Source organism: Micromonospora sp. BS32 (assembly GCF_059089345.1).
Genome location: NZ_JBSSHR010000011.1, coordinates 178,019 through 193,943, shown reverse-complemented (window position 1 = coordinate 193,943; position 15,925 = coordinate 178,019). Strand labels below are relative to the sequence as shown.

Annotated in this window: 17 protein-coding genes and 1 pseudogene; 12 read left to right on the top strand and 6 right to left on the bottom strand. The window is 68.5% G+C overall.

All coding sequences use genetic code 11. From position 1 onward, the window contains the following. Positions 1-34 precede the first annotated feature (34 nt). Positions 35-1,831, bottom strand: coding sequence for an Hsp70 family protein (locus tag AC5RWQ_RS18455; protein WP_494283934.1), 1,797 nt, complete (start codon positions 1,829-1,831; stop codon positions 35-37). Between the two features lie 467 nt (positions 1,832-2,298). On the opposite strand from AC5RWQ_RS18455, the gene AC5RWQ_RS18450 reads away from it, so the two are divergent. From AC5RWQ_RS18450 to AC5RWQ_RS18440, 3 genes are all read left to right on the top strand, one after another. Beyond that, complete coding sequence (locus AC5RWQ_RS18450) at positions 2,299-2,598, top strand: hypothetical protein (RefSeq protein WP_494283933.1); 300 nt, start codon at positions 2,299-2,301, stop codon at positions 2,596-2,598. Positions 2,599-2,802: 204 nt separating this feature from the next. Then, complete coding sequence (locus AC5RWQ_RS18445) at positions 2,803-3,270, top strand: hypothetical protein (RefSeq protein ID WP_494283932.1); 468 nt, start codon at positions 2,803-2,805, stop codon at positions 3,268-3,270. Positions 3,271-3,471: 201 nt separating this feature from the next. Then, positions 3,472-4,107, top strand: coding sequence for an SMI1/KNR4 family protein (locus tag AC5RWQ_RS18440; protein ID WP_494283931.1), 636 nt, complete (start codon positions 3,472-3,474; stop codon positions 4,105-4,107). A 321-nt stretch (positions 4,108-4,428) separates the two neighbouring features. On the opposite strand, the gene AC5RWQ_RS18435 is transcribed toward AC5RWQ_RS18440, so the two are convergent. Both AC5RWQ_RS18435 and AC5RWQ_RS18430 read right to left on the bottom strand, forming a co-directional pair. Beyond that, positions 4,429-4,809 (bottom strand): hypothetical protein, encoded by a 381-nt coding sequence (locus tag AC5RWQ_RS18435; RefSeq protein ID WP_494283930.1) that lies wholly within the window; start codon positions 4,807-4,809, stop codon positions 4,429-4,431. Between the two features lie 533 nt (positions 4,810-5,342). Further along, positions 5,343-5,633 carry a hypothetical protein gene (locus AC5RWQ_RS18430; RefSeq protein WP_494283929.1) on the bottom strand — a complete coding sequence of 97 codons (291 nt, stop codon included), beginning with the start codon at positions 5,631-5,633 and terminating at the stop codon, positions 5,343-5,345. Between the two features lie 460 nt (positions 5,634-6,093). Here AC5RWQ_RS18430 and AC5RWQ_RS18425 point away from each other — a divergent pair, with 460 nt between their 5' ends. Next, positions 6,094-6,702 (top strand): helix-turn-helix domain-containing protein, encoded by a 609-nt coding sequence (locus tag AC5RWQ_RS18425; protein WP_494283928.1) that lies wholly within the window; start codon positions 6,094-6,096, stop codon positions 6,700-6,702. On the opposite strand, the gene AC5RWQ_RS18420 is transcribed toward AC5RWQ_RS18425, so the two are convergent. Next, positions 6,685-9,171: a tetratricopeptide repeat protein gene (locus AC5RWQ_RS18420; RefSeq protein ID WP_494283927.1), complete on the bottom strand. Its 2,487-nt coding sequence runs from the start codon at positions 9,169-9,171 to the stop codon at positions 6,685-6,687. The two genes, AC5RWQ_RS18425 and AC5RWQ_RS18420, sit on opposite strands and share 18 nt — an antisense overlap. Positions 9,172-9,390: 219 nt before the next feature. Here AC5RWQ_RS18420 and AC5RWQ_RS18415 point away from each other — a divergent pair. Together AC5RWQ_RS18415 and lepB are read left to right on the top strand one after the other, a co-directional pair. Then, a pseudogene (locus AC5RWQ_RS18415) lies at positions 9,391-9,570 on the top strand (IS110 family transposase); the annotation flags it as partial. 186 nt (positions 9,571-9,756) lie between these two features. Then, positions 9,757-10,257: a signal peptidase I gene (lepB, locus tag AC5RWQ_RS18410; RefSeq protein ID WP_494283966.1), complete on the top strand. Its 501-nt coding sequence runs from the start codon at positions 9,757-9,759 to the stop codon at positions 10,255-10,257. A gap of 335 nt (positions 10,258-10,592) precedes the next feature. Here lepB and AC5RWQ_RS18405 read toward each other — a convergent pair whose 3' ends face one another. Further along, complete coding sequence (locus AC5RWQ_RS18405) at positions 10,593-10,868, bottom strand: bacteriocin immunity protein (RefSeq protein WP_494283926.1); 276 nt, start codon at positions 10,866-10,868, stop codon at positions 10,593-10,595. A gap of 248 nt (positions 10,869-11,116) precedes the next feature. Between AC5RWQ_RS18405 and AC5RWQ_RS18400 the strand changes: the two genes are divergently transcribed. The 4 genes from AC5RWQ_RS18400 to AC5RWQ_RS18385 all read left to right on the top strand — a co-directional run bounded on the left by AC5RWQ_RS18400 (position 11,117) and on the right by AC5RWQ_RS18385 (position 13,317). Then, the gene (locus AC5RWQ_RS18400; RefSeq protein ID WP_494283925.1) at positions 11,117-11,566 is read left to right on the top strand and encodes a hypothetical protein; all 450 of its coding nucleotides are present in this window, start codon (positions 11,117-11,119) and stop codon (positions 11,564-11,566) included. After that, on the top strand, positions 11,544-12,434 hold the full coding sequence (locus AC5RWQ_RS18395; protein ID WP_494283904.1) for an IS5 family transposase: 891 nt from the start codon (positions 11,544-11,546) through the stop codon (positions 12,432-12,434). Before AC5RWQ_RS18400 ends, AC5RWQ_RS18395 begins: the two co-directional genes overlap by 23 nt. 238 nt (positions 12,435-12,672) lie before the next feature. Continuing rightward, entirely contained in the window at positions 12,673-12,945 is a 273-nt protein-coding gene (locus AC5RWQ_RS18390) for a DUF6745 domain-containing protein (RefSeq protein ID WP_494283924.1), read from the top strand. A 120-nt stretch (positions 12,946-13,065) separates the two neighbouring features. Beyond that, positions 13,066-13,317, top strand: coding sequence for a hypothetical protein (locus AC5RWQ_RS18385; RefSeq protein ID WP_494283923.1), 252 nt, complete (start codon positions 13,066-13,068; stop codon positions 13,315-13,317). Positions 13,318-13,380: 63 nt separating this feature from the next. On the opposite strand, the gene AC5RWQ_RS18380 is transcribed toward AC5RWQ_RS18385, so the two are convergent. Further along, positions 13,381-13,998 (bottom strand): HNH endonuclease family protein, encoded by a 618-nt coding sequence (locus AC5RWQ_RS18380; protein ID WP_494283965.1) that lies wholly within the window; start codon positions 13,996-13,998, stop codon positions 13,381-13,383. Positions 13,999-14,311: 313 nt separating this feature from the next. Between AC5RWQ_RS18380 and AC5RWQ_RS18375 the strand changes: the two genes are divergently transcribed. Both AC5RWQ_RS18375 and AC5RWQ_RS18370 read left to right on the top strand, forming a co-directional pair. Further along, positions 14,312-15,283, top strand: coding sequence for an ATP-dependent DNA ligase (locus AC5RWQ_RS18375; protein WP_494283922.1), 972 nt, complete (start codon positions 14,312-14,314; stop codon positions 15,281-15,283). Positions 15,284-15,684: 401 nt separating this feature from the next. Continuing rightward, positions 15,685-15,882, top strand: a complete 198-nt coding sequence (locus AC5RWQ_RS18370) for a hypothetical protein (RefSeq protein ID WP_494283921.1) — start codon at positions 15,685-15,687, stop codon at positions 15,880-15,882. Positions 15,883-15,925 lie beyond the last annotated feature (43 nt).

Sequence of the window (15,925 nt, the reverse complement as noted above, 5' to 3'; positions counted from 1 at the left end):
TCGGCTGGGAGGGGGTGGGCGGTGATGGGTGGGCTCATGGGACGGGGTGCGGGTGGGGGCGCAGGATCCGGGTCCACAGCTGGCGGATCCACCACACGGCGACCGCGATCGCGTAGATGACGCCGAGGATCCCTGAGGCCTGCCAGTTGACCAGCGCGGCGGTGATGACCGCCATGGGTGCGCCCAGGATCAGCCGCAGGATCGGTTGCCGCACCACTGCCATGATCGTGCCGACGCCGAGGAGGAGCCCGCCGACGCGGCCGGTGATGTCGATGAGCAGGATCATGTTGGGCCAGCGGTCGGCGGTCAGGGAGTACTGGATGCACAGCATGCCGGCGGCAGCGGTCACCACCGAGCTGGTGGGGAAGGCGAGCAGTTGTGACCAGCCGCCGCGGGGTGTGCGCCATTGTCGGGCGGCGACCAACGCCATCGCCGCCGCCACCATGATGATCGCCGCGATCGGCAGCAGCGCCCAGCGTAGGAACGGCCCGACCGCGGTGCCGATGTAGAGGCTGCCAACGACCGCGTACATGCCGGCGATCGCGCTGCCAAGGGACGCGGCGGCGAGGATGCCGGTGCCGGTCTGCACACCGGGTGCGCTGGATTCGGTGGTGTCGCGGGCGGCGATGGCCGAGGCGATGACCGTGCCGGCGCCCAGGCAGGCGATCAGGGCGAACACCGCGGCCATTGCGAGTTCACCCCAGTTCATCCGGGCCATGGGACGAAGGATCGCGCCGCTCCACACGGGGGTGAGGAGGAACTGGGAAACCAGGCCCAGTGACGCGAAGCCCGGCAGCGCGATCGCGACTGCCCTGCGCACTGGCGGCAACGGATGCGGCTCTTCGACTTCGGCACCGCGGTCGGCCTGGGCGCAGCCGGCGTCAGCGGCGCCATGCACCGCGGCGAGGCCAGGATCGTCGACCACGACCGGCGGCATGCCGGTCGCCTCGGTGAGGGTCTTCTCCAGCAGCGGCATGTGGGCCACGCCCCCGACGCAGTACAGACCCGCGACACGTGCCCGGTCCACTTCCGCTGCGGCGATTGCTTCCACCGTCAACGCAGCAACCCGATCCAGCACGGGTTGCGCCGCTTCCTCGAGCAACGCAACGTTCACCACCGCCGCCGGGCCGCTCGGCAGTGGCACGGTGACGGCGGTGTAACGGCTCAGGGCGTGCTTTGCCGCCTGCACACTGGCGGTCAGCGCCCACCTCTCGCCCTGTTCGCCACCCGAACCGGGCGCCGCGCCGACCAACATGCTCGACAGGACCTGGTCGATGGCGATGCCGCCAGCGTCCGGGTCCGCGAGGGTCGCCAGGACCTCAAACCCGGCCGGGCCGCGATGCAGAACGCTGACCTCCGCTCCCCCACCGACGTCACAGACGACGAGGAACGACCCCTCCGCAAGCTGCACGCCGGACGACAACAGATGATCGGCCACCGCTACCGGCGCTTCCACCAGGCGAGGCTGCGGCAGACCGGCCCGGTGAGCGGCATGCCGTAACCACGTGCGCCTCTTGGGCCCCCACCCCGCGGGCACCACCAACCGCACATCCTCCACCGGCGCGCCCACCGCCTGCTGCGCCTCACCGGCAACACGGCGCAGGGTCGCCGCAACCAGATCCAGCGCGTCGATGTCAGCGTCGGCGACCGTGAGCATCCGATCCGCGGACCGCCGAGGGGCCGGGATGAAGCGCTGCGGTTCGGTCGCAGCCGCCTGCCAGGCCCCCTGCCCGGTCAGCACGGTCCCGTCATCGGACAGGAACACCGCGCTGGGCAGTACGGGTTCCCCGTCGAACAGCAGCGGAACCCACCAACCGTCCGGCCAGGCCACCACCGCGGTCGTGGTGGCAGACCCACAGTCGATCGCTAACCGCGCCTCCCCCGGTCGCATAGATCCCAGTCAAACATGAGGATCACCTTCACGTCACCCTCGAATCACTCACAGACACCAGCCCCTAGCAGGAAGCCAGCTCGCCCGAGCTGCGCTTCCATTCCCTCACCTCTCACGCGAAGGCAGCGACAGAAGGCGGGATCGAAACTCAGTGAGCGTTCCCTGGCGAGCTCAGCCGCCTGGGCACTGTTCGCCGCCACCGATCGCAGTGTCGACGGGCCCGTGGCGGTCGAGGCGAATGCGCTGGCCAGTCCGCAGGTCCTGCCGGGCGGTACCGGAGACCGACCGCCGGAACGTCCTCGAACGGGCCGTACTCCCGCATACGGGGCTGTTGCTGTCACTGTGTGGCGTGCATGGCGTTGAGGTGCTTCGATACATCACGGGCCGCGGGAAGGGGAGGACACCTCATGCCGATCATTACGGTTCGTCGCGCCGCGGGCGCTGGCGGGATTCTGAGCCGCTTGAAAATCGAAGTCGACGGTCAGGTCATGGCACGCCTCAAGCGTGGAGCCGGGCAGAGCTTCGATGTAGAGCCTGGCCGACATGTGATACGGGTGCGTGTGAATTGGCAGAGCAGCTTGCCGGTCGAGGTGACCTTGGACGGCACCGAGACGGTCACCTTGGAAGCCGCATACAGCGAGCGCTCGTGGAGGTTCACGGAGACGTTCATACGGCCCGAGGGCGCCATCGACTTGCGGATGGTGTGAGCTACGCATTACGAGATCAAGTTGCTCGCCCCGTCGACCTGGGCACGTGCGTGCCCGGCAGCAGAAATGACTCTCGACATCTCACACCACTCCCCCGCCGTTCGCCGACCTCTTGCGGACCAGATGCGGACCGCTCACGGTCAGGAGACGGGCAGAGGTGACCGCAGCGTCCGCCCTACCCCTGATGCTTGGCAGACTGACCGCGTGACGGATGAGCACGGCCAAGACGAACCCAACACCGACCAGCCGGCTCGGACACCAACTCTGAAAATCGCGAGGCAGTTGGCACAGGAGTTGACAGGGGTGGCGACTGTGGACGTCGACAGCATCGAGGGCGGGATATCGGTGAGCGTCACACCAAGTAACCCCGATGCTCGTGCCTTCGGATGGACGGACTTCTCCGATGAACTCATCTTGGGGGTCGGTGACTACGGCGGCCGATGGGAACTGGAAGCCGGCCCTGAAGACGTCGCCCTGCTCGAAGACATCGCTCGCTCAGTGATCGCCGGCAGGGTCCGGGAGGTGTTTGCTCCGGGCCGCTCGGCCGTCTCGGTCACGCTCGCCGATGGATCAGTGGAGACCGAGATCGGAGGCGAAGCGCCGGCCGGCTGCCTGCCGCTACCCTTCTGGCGGCGTTGGTCCCGCACCGTCCACTACGACCCCTACAGGTAACCCGGCGTGAGCGTCAGTTTGGAAGGACGAAGATCACGGCCGACAAGGCACCGGTGGGCCAGGTCAAAGCAGGAGGTGCGTGACCGATCGTGCCCGCTGGTGACCGTCCGGGCTACCGGCTACTGGCACGTGGATGGCACGGCGAGGAACACTGTCAGTCTGATCATTAGTATTGCGGCACCGTGAAGAGGGGTAGACGTCTTGACTGCTGCTCAGGTGGATGGGCTTGTCCGGATCATGCCGCCGACCCATGGCACCGACGAAGAGGTGGACTGGGATGCCGCCGAGGCACAGTTGAGCGTCCGTCTGCCGGCCGACTATCGCGCCCTCATGGCGGTCTACGGTGGCGGCAGCATTGGCGGCGAACTAAGCATCCTGTTACCGCTGCCCGTCGACTCGGTATGGAGCGGTGGGACGATCGCTGGCGAGACTCCGAACTTGCGCTACCAGTGGGAAGTGGAGGGCGGGGTGGCAGGGATCAAACTTGGCGCGGATGCCGTGCTGGCCTGGGGCGTCGGCTGCAGCAACGGTGACCTACTGGGATGGCTGATGGCCGGCTCGGATCCCGACCAGTGGCCAGTCGTGGTGTACCGGCGCCACCACGCGTGGGGCGAGCCGAGCTTGGCGCTGTTTGAATGCGGGATGGTGGAGTTTGTCCGGCGGCTGTTGCTCGCGGAGTTTGATGGGTGCCCGCTCAGCGATGTGTCCCTGTGGGGCCGCATCCAGCCTTTCGTGCACTGGCGTGAACAGGACCGGCGCTTTCTAGCCGGCCTTGATCCCATTACCGCCGAGCCCGACCCGTACGCAGACATGTTCCAAGGCTGGAACCGGCCATAACCGTGCCGCGCGACCTGGGTCCGAGGTCCCCATACCGCGACTGCCGCCACGCTGCCCCCGTCCCCCGGATAGGTGCCAACGACTGCGGCGCCCGATCGGGTCAAGGGTGGCCGTAGGCCATCGGCGTGCCGACGCGCAGCGCCCTTGACGCCGGACGGGTGGCGTAGAGGATCGGGCACCCGGGGGATGGCTCACGCCCTGGTCGTCGTCGCCTTGAACCGCAGGCAGTGCCCACGAGAGTCCGGGGGCAAGCAGCTCTGCTGCGCGGCAGCGATCGCCCCAACCCCGACGCGGAGCTACCCCGATGGCGATCGTCCCGCCTCAGCCCTCATGCCCTTGGTTCGCCCGCCAGTGTGGCCGGCCGGCCCGGCCGATGCCGGCCGGAGGTCGCCAGCAGGCCGGGGCCGGGCCGGCGCGGCCCGCTCGCGGGCCGCCTTGATCTGATAGAGCGGAATTCGGCAACGAACACCGCCAGTAGCTGTCCTCCGTCGACTGATGCGCGACAGCCATCCGCCAACTGATCTGCGATGCAGGCAGGATCGCGCCTAGCGCTCGCTCCGCCTCCGCGATCTCCTCAGCCGACGCGGTCAGCCCTTCGATCACCTTGAAATCTTCGATTGCCTCGAAGCCGGACCGGGCCGCCCGGGTTCGTAGTGATTGAACATGCTGGTCGAACTCCTCGAAGTCCATGCCGTCGATCATCTCCGACTCCTAGCCCGGTGTTGATGGTGCTGGTGGTTGGAGTTGGAAGCACCGGTTGTCGCGGAGCAGGGCCCACAGCACATCGACGCGGCGACGGGCGAGGGCAATCAACGCCTGCTGGTGCTTGCGTCCCTCGACGCTTTTGCGCTGGTAGTAGTCCCGGTTCGGGCCGATCATCCGCACTGTGCTGAGCTAGGACATGTAGAACACGTGGCGCAGCCGCCGGTTCCAACGCTGCGGCCGGCGCAGGTTGGCGACGCGCTTGCCCGAGTCACGGCCACCGGCGCCGGACCTGCGTAGGCGGCCAGGTGATCAGGGCTGGCGAAGGTCGACAGGTCCCCGACCGCGACGGTGAAACTTCGCCGTCGCCAGTGCCCCATGGGTGCCACAGGATGTGTTCCTGGTCGGCGACACGGATTGGCGGGTGGTGGGTGCGCTTCGGCACGCAGCGCGCCGAGGTGGACTGCCGGGCGGGCGTGCACAGTGGGGTGCCGATTAGCCGGCCGCAGACGGTGCCGGGCTGAACGACGTCATCACCAGCCGCGGCCGGGGCGGTAGGACGCTCTGGCATTCGCCTGCTGGGCGAGGACGTAGAGGACCATGGGCAGCGAGATCAATTCATGACCTTGTACGGTCTTCGCGCTGCATCGTCCTGCGGTGAGGCACTCGTGGATCTCCACGGCGTCGTAACTCGGATCCTCGGCCGCGCACTGCATGATGAGGACGTAGATCTTGTCGCTGAGGGCCGCGGGCCGGACCTGCGGCGTCAGCCGGGCGATCGCGCTGCTGATGTGCGGCGGCTTGACGATGTCGTCGGGAACCATCGGAACCTCCCTGGTCAGCCCCGCCCCGGATGGGTCCGGCGCGTGACGCTCGGCCCTTTCCGCTGTGCGAGGACGAAGAGGACCATCTCGAGGGACACTTTCTTGCGCGCCTTCTTTCTGCAGGGGCCCTTGGTGAGGCACTCGTTGATCTCCACGGCGTCGAGCTTTCGGTCGGCGGCGCACGCCTCGACGAGGCCGTAGAGGTGGTCGGTCAGTCCCCGCGGGCGGCTTGTTCGGGGTCAGCTCCGCGATTGCGATGCCGATGTGCCGCGGTTTGACGATGTCGTCCGGAAACCATCGGCGCCTCCCCGGTGAGCCGTCCCCACCTCGAAAGTTACGGACGGCCTCCGATACGGGTCCATGACCTCTTGTGGCAGGGTGACGACGCCCGGATGGCGTCGCCCTGCCGTTCGGGCGCGTCGAACTGTCTACTGCGGCCGCGGGTGTCTAGCCTCTGCCGGTGCTGCATGTCGCCGTCCTCGATCCGCTTCCCCTGTTCCGACAGGGCGCGGCGATGGTGCTGTCCGCCGTCGGCCATCAGGTGGAGGCGCCGGAGGACGTGCTCGCGTGGGCGGCTTCCCGCCGACCGGTCGTCGTCCTGCTGACGCTGCTCGACGGGCCGGACTGGGAGCTGCTGGTGCGCCTGCGGGACGAGCCGGCCGCGAGCGTGGTCGCGGTGCTGCAGGATTTGCACCCCGCCGCGGTCCGGGCGGTCCACCTGGGCGCGAGGTCGGTGCTGGCCCGCGCCTCGGGCCCGGCGGCGCTGCGACGGACGGTGGAGGCCACCGCGGACGGCCAGGCGGTCCTGCCCGCCGAGGTGCTCGCCGCGCTGACCGGCGCGCCGCAGGCCGAGCCGCGGATGCTCTCCGAGGAGCGGCTGTCGTGGTTGCGCCGGCTTGCCGCCGGGTCCACGGTGGCGGAGCTGGCCGAGGCGGCCGGCTACTCCGAGCGGGCGATGTTCCGCATCCTCAAGCAGCTCTACCGGGACATGGGCGTGGGGAACCGGATGCAGGCGGTGCTGCGGGCGCAGGAGCTGGGCTGGCTCCCGGCGTCAATCCGCGGTTCGTGACCGGGTGTCGGCAAGGGCGTCAAGCACCGGCCTGAGGCGCCCGGCCGGACGGGTGTACTCGTCGAGCCGCTTCACCAGGAGGTCCCGCCGCGCCCGCAGAATCGAGGCGCCGCTCTCGGAGGTGTCGAAGTATCCGATCGCGGCGTCCGGCTCAGACGTTAGCCCGCAAATGGCGAACCCCAGCATGTCGCGGGCGCCGCGATCCTTCTCGTCCTTGATCCGATCCCGGGCCTCGTCCGCCAGCTTTTCGAACAGCTTCGCCGCCTTGCTGGAGTCCGTCTTCTGATGCACGAGCGCGTTCAGGGCGAGCACGACGAGGGCGTTGCCGGGCGTTCGGTAGTGTTCGGCATCCTCGATGTGCTGCCTCGCCTTGTCCAGATCGCCGGAGTAGAGGGCGGCCCAGCATAGGGTGGTGCGTGCCTGGAGGACCGCGACGGGATTGTGGGCCTGCACCGCCTGTTCCAACGCGTCGGCCGCAACGGCGGAGGCTCCGGCGAGATCACCCTCGGCGAGCAGCAGGTCCGCGTAGGTGTCGTGGCAGGCGGCCAAGTGCCACTCGCTGTCGCGTGAAGCCGCTCGGGCACGCCGGATGAGTTCGCCCGCCAGCTCGGTGCTACCCGTCTCGACGCGCCATCGAGCGACGCGCAACAGAAGGTCGACCGGCGCAGTCTCGGCGAGCACTCGGTCCGCGCGGGCGAAGGCGAGGTCGTACTCGCCCCAGCGCCGGTGGCACTCGGCCAGTCCTTGCAGCGCGGCCATCAGGACCGTCGGAAGGTGATGCTGCTCCGCCTCCTGACGGGCCTCTTCGTAGTAGTTGTAGGCCAGGTCGGCGCGCCCGGACTGCCAGTAGTACGTCCCGAAGTTGTAGCGGACTGCGGCGCGTATCTCGGGGTTGTCGAGCCTGTTCGCCTCGTCCAACGCCCGCCCGTAGGCGGCGTTAGCCTTGTCGAAGTCCCCGAGGGTCGCGTATGCGTCACCCAGCTCGTTGTCGTTCAGCATCTCCAGGCCGGAAATGTCGAGCTTGCCGCGCACCTTTTCCCGCTGGGCGAGTAGAAGGTGGCCGCAGTTCCATCGCTTGAGGACGTCGGTCGTCGGTTCCATCGCCGAGAAGGCCACCGGATAGCGCCGGGCGGCCAGCAGAACGTCGACGTATGCGAAGTGGCCTTGCAGGTCGGTGAGGGAGCGCGGGTTGGCCACCCGCCGTCGCTTCAGTTCCCCCGCGACGCGGCGCAGTAGCGAGGGCCGGTCCTTCGGCATGAACCAGTCGGCATCGATGAGTGTCAGGGCGTACTTGTCGTCAACCATGCGGACCAGCTCGCGCCTCATGAACAGCTGCAGGGTCGCGATGACGTTCGACGGGGTGGCCGGTTGGCCGATCACCGCAGCGAGGGCCGGGGCGTCGATCGGTGTCCCGAAGGCGGCCACGGCCTGGATCACATCGCGATGGAGGTCGTTGAGGTTCTCGACCAGGATCTCAGCGAGCCGTCGCGGCATGTCCTGGGGATCGAGCCTGACGACTGTGTCCAGCAGGTCGTCCATGCCGAGCCCGTGCTGGGAGAGCTCCACGATGGCGAGCATCAGCTGCACGTTCCTCGGATTGCCGGAGAGCCGGTCGTACAGCATCTCGCGGCGAGGCTCGGAAAGCTTGCTCAGGAGATGGGAGTCGCAATTCTCCAGGAAGGTCTTGAAGTAAGGCATCGGTAGCTTGCCGATGGGGATTGGCGACTCCTGCGCCCACAGCCGCCGGGCGGGAGACTCCAAGATGTCCCGGCTGACGAGGACGACCGTCGCGCGGTGCGGATCCGTGTGCCGGTAGATGGCCTCCAACGCCTCGTCCGTCTGCAGGTCGACGCGCCTGGCGTCGCCGGGGACGGCCAAATGCTCCGCGCCCTCGATAACGACCACCATGCGGGTCAGCCCCGCCGACCGTAACGCGAGCCGTAGGCGGGCCAGCCGGGTCTCACCCGGGTGAAGCTCGGCGGGCCGGTCCCTGCCTTCGATGTCGCCGATCAGCGTCCGGACGTCGAACCGGATCCCGGCCGTGACTGTGTGCTGGCGCACCGTCAGGGCAACGCCCTGCGCCTGCAGGTCCTTGAGCACGGTGTTCACGAGCATGGTCTTGCCGAAGCCGGCCAGCCCGGTCACCAGCACCACGCCCGGGGGCTGGTCCTGGCTCAGCAGCCCATGCAGACGGTCGTACTCGGTGTCCCGGTCCAGCAGGGAATTGTCCCGCCCCGGCCCCGCCACGACGGCAGCGGGCGCGGCGGCCGCCCGCTCGGCGCGGGCGCCGACCACCGACAAAGTGCCGGTGATCATGCTGACGATCCAGCTCGCGGCCTCGACCCAGGGCCATGCGCCCTTCTCGGGGTCGGCGAAGACCTTCCACCACTCGAGGCGGAACCCGAGCCCCACCAGGGCCGACAGCAAGGTTGCCGATACGAGTCCGTACAGGACCCACCGCCGTCTCATTCCGTCATCATGCCGCCCCGCAAAGTGAGTGCATAGAGTGGAACCTTGTCGCCGTGCAGGACGGCAGCACGGCGCTGCCGCACCTCTTGCAGGATCCGAAGGAATCGGGCGGCATGGTGCCAGCGGGGGCCGGGGCCCGCGCATCGTGGCGGGCGCGCCCGCCCACTAGGGAACCATCCGCCCGGCCACCGGCAAGATCGTGTGGTCCCTGCTGCGCGATCACCAGGCGCCCGGGCCTACTACGACGCCCACCGCGCCCGCGGCAACACCCACCACCAGGCACTTCACGCTCTGGCCAATCGGCTCGTCGGCATCCTCCACGGCTGCCTACGCCACCAGCAGCCCTACAACGAGGCAATCGCCTGGCCCGCCCCTAAGACGGAACTGTCAGCAGCCGCTCGACACGGTAGCGACGTGGGATATCTAGACACACACAGCGACGCCACTGCCCAGCAGCTGGCCTGTCGTGCTCCGGCTGATCTGGCGCAGCCGCGCTCGGACAAGCGGGGCCGGCCGATCGGGCGTGGGACCGTCCCGGCAGCTTCGGGGCCGGCATGCCGTGAGGCAAGCTGGCATGATCCGGACGTGCGGAAGACTGTCGTCCTGATCGGACTCATTGTTTCCCTGACAGCCTGCACGTTCCCCGGCGATGACGCCCGGGACGAGCGCTACCAGGTCAACTCCCCCACGATGGAGCCAACCATCACGGAAGGCTCGACCGTCACCGCCGAGATAGTGAAGCCGGGCGAATACCAGCCGAGCACGGGCGACGTCGTCATGTTCGATCCACCGGACAGCTACGGCTGGAATTCCGATGGACGCCCACGGATTTTACGAGTGGTGGCGGTGCCCGGCGACACCATCGCCTCCTGCGACGCTCAGGACAGGATCATCCGTAACGGCACCGCGCAGGACGAGCCCTACGTCAACAAGGCATCGAAATTCGAGCCCCCGGCGACGTTCGAGCCCATCACAGTGCCGGCGGGAGAGCTCTACCTCCTCGGCGACTACCGAGGCGTGGCCAACGACTCATCGCAGAACGGCACGGTGCCGGTGGAAAATGTGATCGGCGTCGTCAAGCTCTGAGCACGCAGGCCCTGGGCGGTTTCAACCAGATGCTTGACATGATCGGTATCTCTTCGTGGTCCGCGTCGGTGGCCTCAGCCGTTGCGGACCTCGATGCGTGGCCTGACCGACGACGACCGTGAGCTGATTGAGTACGTCCGCCAGATCGTGGATGCGAACACCGACGGTGTGAGCGGCGTCCATACCGTCGCTGCAGCGGTGTGCGGAGTCGACGGGCGCATGTATGGCGGCATCAACCTTCACCACCAACTCTGGCAGCCGTCGTGGCGGCATCCGCTCGACCACGGCGGCCGCTGCTGTACCGGTGGCCCCTGCGCTGAACTCGGCGCGCTCGCTCACACCCGTGCCTCTGGCGCCGGCTCCGTCCATGGCGTGGACCGCATCTCGATTGGCTGGTAGGCCAAGGCTCGGTCAACCACCTCAGCGGCCGTCAACTCGGGGTTAGTCCAGAAGATCAGGCTGGAGACGCTGCCGTCCGGGCAGACGAGGTCTCGGTCAAGTTGATCCAGCCACCCGCCCACCTCAGCGCCGTCCGCGTAGTCGCCCCTCATGATCCGCTCCACGAGGACAATCGCCTCGTCTCGGGTCAGCTTCGCTGCCAGCTTCCTCACCTCCGACCGGAGGCTAATGGCACGTTAATGGCACCGGCAACGGGCGCAGCCTGCGAAACGTCGGAGGCCCTGGCTGGAACTCGCGTCCTGACCTGGGTTCACGTTGGAGCGGGTGACGGGAATCGAACCCGCACTGTCAGCTTGCCCTGTGAGCGTCGCCGGCGCTCCTCAGCCGCGTGGGCTGTGCCTGTCGCCACTGGTCGCTTTACCACCTTGGCTGTCTTGACCGGTCTGGATTGGATGGAACCGTGGAACAAGCCCATACGCCAGCGGCCGCCGATGCCGTCGTCGCCACGTGGACTGCGGCTGCTCTAGCGACCGCTCCCGCCGATCGCGACCGCGCCGAAGCCGCCGCCCTGGCGGCCTACCGCGCCGCCGGCCTCACGGCACCGTCCCGCTTCGTTTGGTGCGCGTCACTCCCCGACGCCATCGAGCAACTCCGGCAACACCTCGACGGCGGTCACACTCCGCTGGTCCGCCAGGTGCGGCGCGACGTCCTCAACACGGCCCTCTCGGCGGCGCGGGCGCCGCTGTGGAAGGAGGCATCCGACCTCGAACAGCTCACCGCACATGGCCACTTCCACTCCTTCTTCGAGGACAAGGGCTACTACGGCGAGCAACGCTACGACGGCATGGACGAACGCTACGACCTCAGTGCGTGTTTGAGAAGGTCGGATGTGGACGGTGCGGCGGCGTGACGATGGCCGCCGGAGGCGGGAGGGTGTCCGGGTGTCGTCGCCTCGTCGTGGTTACCCGTCGGACCTGACCGATGCCCAGTGGGCGTTGATCGAAGGGTTGTTGCCGGAGCCCAGCACGGATGGGCGGCGGGAGAAGCATCCTCGTCGGGAGATCGTCAACGCGATCTTGTATGTGGTCCGCTCGGGGTGTCCGTGGCGGTATCTGCCGGCGGATCTGCCGCCGTGGCAGACGGTGTACTGGTACTTCGTGCGCTGGGAAGACGCCGGTGTGACCGAGAACCTGCTGGCCACGCTGCGGGTCAAGGCGCGGGTGCAGGACGGGCGGAATCCGGAGCCGTCGGCGGGGATCATCGACTCGCAGTCGGTGAAGGGCGCCGACACCGTTGGGCGGCAGACGCGTGGCTACGACGCGGGTAAGAAGGTCAACGGCAGGAAGCGGTTCATCATTACCGATACCACCGGGCTGTTGGTCACCGTGGCGGTGATGGCCGCGTCGTGGCAGGACCGCGACGGCGCGAAGAGCGCCCTGCTCGGCGCTTATCTGGCCACCCCGATCCGGCACGTCTTCGCCGACCAGGGCTTCGCGGGCCGTCTCGTCGACTGGACCCGTGACACCTTGAAGATCACGCTGGAGATCGTGCGGAAGCCCGCTGAACAGCGGGGCTTCGCCGTACATCCGCGCAGGTGGGTCGTGGAGCGGACCCTGGCATGGCTCACCGCCTGCCGCCGGCTGGCCCGCGACTACGAACGCCACCCTGAAATCTCCGAAGGCATCGTCAGGTGGGCCGCCATCGCCGGCATGACCCGCCGCATCACCCGCGGCCGACCAGCCCGACGGCAGGCGAAGCGCACCTTCATCTGGACCTGATCAAGTCCCTCTCAAACACGCTCTCAGAGAAAACCCCTACCGCTGCTCACCAGTCCTGGCAGCCGAGCGGGCCGCCCTGCAACCGGTACTCCACGCCGTCCGGGAAACCTACGACCGGGTCCTGCGGCCGCGCTGGGACGGGCTCGGCCGGGTAGCCCGCGACTACGGCCTCCACCCCGTCTGGTACTGGTACGACCACCACACCAGTGTTGACCAAAATGACGAGGCACGCGCCGTCATGCAGTACTGCCTGCCGGATCTCGATGACCGGTTCTTCGACCCCGCGTGGCACTTCCACCCCGACTTCGTCGTTCTCGCTGCCATCGACACATATCGGGCGGTGTTCGACGCCACCCCGGATTCCGCCTGGGAGGGCTGCAGGGAGGCCGCGCTGATGTCCGGGCCCTGGTGGCCCTTCGCCGACGTTGCCGTGATGAGCGAGCGACCGAACACCAGGCACCCCGACGGCCGTGGTTGTCCGCCCGCCAATGCCCGGCAAGCCGTCACCTAGGAAGCGCCCACGGCACGCCAACCAGACCGGGGGCCAGCTAAGCAGGTGCCAGGGCGTCGGTTGCCGACCTCGCTGCCAGCTCACCTGACACCGGGATTCGAACGCTTGTACGATCATCGGGTGGAGGATGCGGTGGGGCGCTGGTGGAATGGCATCTGGGGGCGTATGGGCCGCCGGGATGTGTGGTTGACCCGCGAAATTCGGTGGAAGGTCGTTGCCCGCGCGGGCGACGCCGAGACGGGCCGGGTGCTGCGGTGGGAGTTCGACACCGAACCCGACGCACTCGCCATGATCCAGCGTCTCCTCGCCGCCGACACCGGCGGTCGTTGGCGCAAGCAATCCGGCGACGCCATCTCGTCGCCGCCCCAGTGACGGCTGCGGGTCCGGCCGGCGGTCGCGTCCGAGGGGCGGCGCCGCCGGCCGGACCTGCGGGGGTCAGGCGCTGCAGGTGTTGAGCATGCCCTGCAGCGCGGACTTCTCCGACGACTGCAGGGTCAGGCTCCAGCTGTACTTCACGGTGATCCACATCTTGCTGTAGGTGCACCGGTACGACGACAGCGGCGGCTGCCAGGTGGAGGGGTCTTGGTCGCCCTTGGCCTGGTTGACGTTGTCGGTCACCGCGATCAGCTGCGGGTGGGTCAGGTCGTTGGCGAAGCTCTGCCGCCGGCTGGTCGTCCACGAGCTGGCGCCGGAGCGCCACGCCTCGGCCAGGGGCACGACGTGGTCGATGTCAACGTCGGAGGCGGCGTACCAGGTGGCGCCGTCGTATGGGCTGTACCAGCGTCCGGAGATTGCCGCGCAGGAGCTGTCGACCACGACGGAGGTGCCGTCGCGCTTGAGGACCTGCTCGCGGGTGTTGCAGGTGCCGCTGATGGTGATCCAGTGCGGGAACAGGTCCCGCGAGTAGCCGCTCGTCGAGCCCTGCGCCGCCACCGTCAGGGCGTTGAGCTGCGATTGGGCCGTCGTCTTCGACGGAATGCCGGGAGGCGTGGCCGCCGCTGGCTGCGGGTTCAGGCCCGCCAGGATGGCGCCCACCAGAGCAGCAACGGCGATCGCGGTGGCGTGCCGCCTTGTGCGGGGCAAGCGGGAAGGGGAAGGGGCGGTCGGCATGGCGGGCCTCCTGGTTGGGGGGTGAACGGCAACCCTTACCAACGATCATGTCGATCGAACGGCATGCCTGTAAAGAGCTGTCGTACGGCCATTCAGCATTCGACATATTCCTGCGCCCGCCCGTCGTGCGATCCGACCATGAGAAGCGGGGGGTGAGGGTGATTCGGGTTCGTCGAAGGCGTGCCTCGCGGTGAGCCCTGGCCGCCGGCGTGCCGGCGCCGCCACGGGTGGGATGGTGCGGCCACCGGTCGCGCCGATGCTGGCGAAAGCCGTCGAGACGGTGCCGGAAGGGCAGGGCCTGTCCTACGAGCCGAAGTGGGACGGGTGGCGGGCCCTCGCATTTCGCCAGCATGACGGGGTCTATTTGCAGTCCCGGGCCGGCCGCAGCCTGGGTGCCTACTTCCCGGACGTCCTCGAGGCCGTCGGCCGGGCGGTGGCGCCGGGCGTGGTGCTCGACGGGGAGCTCGTGGTCTGGGAAGGCGAACGGACCGACTTTTCCCTGTTGCAGCGGCGGGTCACCGCGGGGGCCCAGCGCGACGCCCTGGCCAGGCGCCACCCGGCCCACTACGTGGTCTTCGATCTCCTGAGCGTCGCGCCCGGCCTGCCGCTGCTGGACAAGCCGCTCACCGAGAGACGTGCCCTGCTGACGTCGCTGCTCGCCGGCGCACCAGCTCAGGTCACCCTGTCACCGCACAGCACTGACGTCAGTCAGGCCCGCGAGTGGCTGCGGACCTGGACCGCCGCCGGCATCGAAGGACTGTTGATCAAGCGGCTCGACAGCCGCTACGAGCCCGGCAAGCGAGGCTGGCAGAAGTACCGCGCCTACCGCACCACCGAAGCCGTCATCGGCGGCGTCGCCCCCAGTCTCAGCAGCCCGGAGTCCCTGCTGCTGGGCCGCCTCGACGAGAACGGACGGCTCCGATATACCGGCCGCACCCACGCTCTGCGGCCTGCTCAGCGCGAAGAGCTGGCCGGCCTGCTCATCCCTCACATCGCGGCAGCAGGCAGGCCCGCTCACCCCTGGCCGCAGCCGCTGCCCGCCTCCTGGACGGGGCAGCTCGACCGGCCGCAACCCCTCCCCTACACCCCGGTCGTCCCCGCGGTCGCCGCGGAGATCGAGGTCGACACCGCCTACGAGCACCACCGATGGCGCCACCTCGTCCGCTACCGACGCCCGCGCCTCGACCTGCCCCTGGCCGACGTACCACCGCTCGACCGCCAACCCTGACGCCCACCGACACCGCTATCCAGCCAAGGCGCCCGGTCCGCGACTCACAGAACACCTCGCGCCGACGTCTAGCACATCCAGAGCATGATCAGGGCGTTATCCACAGCCCTCGACGTCGTCCACAGCTCGCGGCCTCCCCATGGCGCGGCAGCGGGCTCGACGATGAAGATGGACTGGTCGGCGAGGCCGCCGCCCGGCTGCTGGCCACGGCCACACGCAGGTGGAGCAGCCCCAGCCGCAGGCCACCGACCAGCCGGTCCCCGCGCCAGTCAAACGGCACGGGGACCGGCTTGCATCCTCAACCCGGCAGCAGCCGGATCTGCCGAGCAGCCTTGCGGCGGTCGGAGGCGCAGCGTTCGTACCGCACACTCCCTGCCCGGAAACCACATACCGTCAAGCAGGTGGACGTACTGCTGCGCGGCGGGCCAGGTGACGGCCACGTCGTCCCCGGAGGCGGAGAAACCGTCCTGTGGCGGGCCTGCCTATACGAGATCACGTCCGCGGTAGAACACAAGCATGGACGGGACCTGCGGGTGTACCACCACCGCCCGGACTGCTGCGAGCCATACGGGCGAGGCTCCGAAGACCGCTGCGAGTAGCCCGTGAAGCTGTGGCACCAGTAGAGCTCTCGGCGCGGGTTCT